We start from the raw sequence: 1,093 nt of genomic DNA on the forward strand, positions 1-1,093 counted from the left end.
GGAAAAGTTGAAGCTTTAGCAAGGCTCACTAACCGTCTAGCCGTTTATAACGGCGAATTTGAAGATTATGCTGATTTAGAAGGAATAGTAAATGATTTTATGGATGAAATAAATAATGAAATTTCTCAAGCAATAAATGAAATTCCGTTGAATCTTTTGAAAAAAGATAAAGAGTATCTTAAACCATTACCATCATTAGATTTATTGTGCTCATATGTCTATCGCGAAAAAGAATATAAAGTTACAAAAGAATCTATGATTAATTACAAAGGTAAAAAATACTCTGTTCCAACCAAATACATTGGTTTTAAAGTTAATATTATCGAAACTAGTGACGGTAATATTAGTATTTATTATAATCAAGATTTTATTATCTGTCACTCGTTAACTGATAAAAAATATAATTATAAAATTGGTCATATGCACGAAATACTGAAGTCTGATGCTTGTAAACATCTATCGGATGATCAAATAGGTGATTTTATAAAAGAAAATATGGCTTTAATGGATGTATTATTAGGAGAGTGATTATAAAATGTATGCAAAACTTATGAATAATTTAGAAGCACTTAAGTTAGAAAAAATGTCGTCATATATACCGACATATCTTAGTATGGCTGCTCAGGAGCAGATTCCGTTGTTAGATGCCTTAGTGCATCTAACAGATAAAGAAATAGTTTATAAAAATGAAATGGCATCAAAAATCCAAATAAGTGTCGCCGGATTTCCTTTTGTAAAAAGAGCTGATGAGTATGACTATAGTTTTCAACCTTCAGTAAATAAGGCTCAAATTCAAGACCTATGCTCATTAAGATTTATTGATAATAAAGAAAATATATTATTTTATGGAACTCCAGGTGTCGGCAAAACACATTTAGCTACCGCTATCGGAATAGAAGCTGCAAGTAAAAGATACCTTACTTACTTCATTAGCTGTCATGATTTAATTCAGAACTTAAGAAACGCGTACAATGAAAATAGACTAGAATCTAGACTTAAACACTACAATAAATATAAAGTTCTTATTATAGACGAAATTGGTTATTTACCTATAGATCAATTAGGTGCAAATTTATTTTTTCAGCTAATAACT

Annotated in this window: 2 protein-coding genes; both read left to right on the top strand. The window is 29.2% G+C overall.

Annotated features, from left to right (window positions below; genetic code table 11):
* Positions 1 to 528, top strand: a 528-nt coding sequence (locus A500_RS20895; RefSeq protein ID WP_016209203.1) for a Mu transposase domain-containing protein, incomplete at its 5' end; no start/stop codon positions are given.
* Between the two features lie 22 nt (positions 529 to 550).
* Positions 551 to 1,093, top strand: a 543-nt coding sequence (locus A500_RS19045) for an ATP-binding protein (protein WP_242835173.1), incomplete at its 3' end; no start/stop codon positions are given.

This window comes from Clostridium sartagoforme AAU1, assembly GCF_000401215.1.
Classification (GTDB): domain Bacteria; phylum Bacillota; class Clostridia; order Clostridiales; family Clostridiaceae; genus Clostridium; species Clostridium sartagoforme.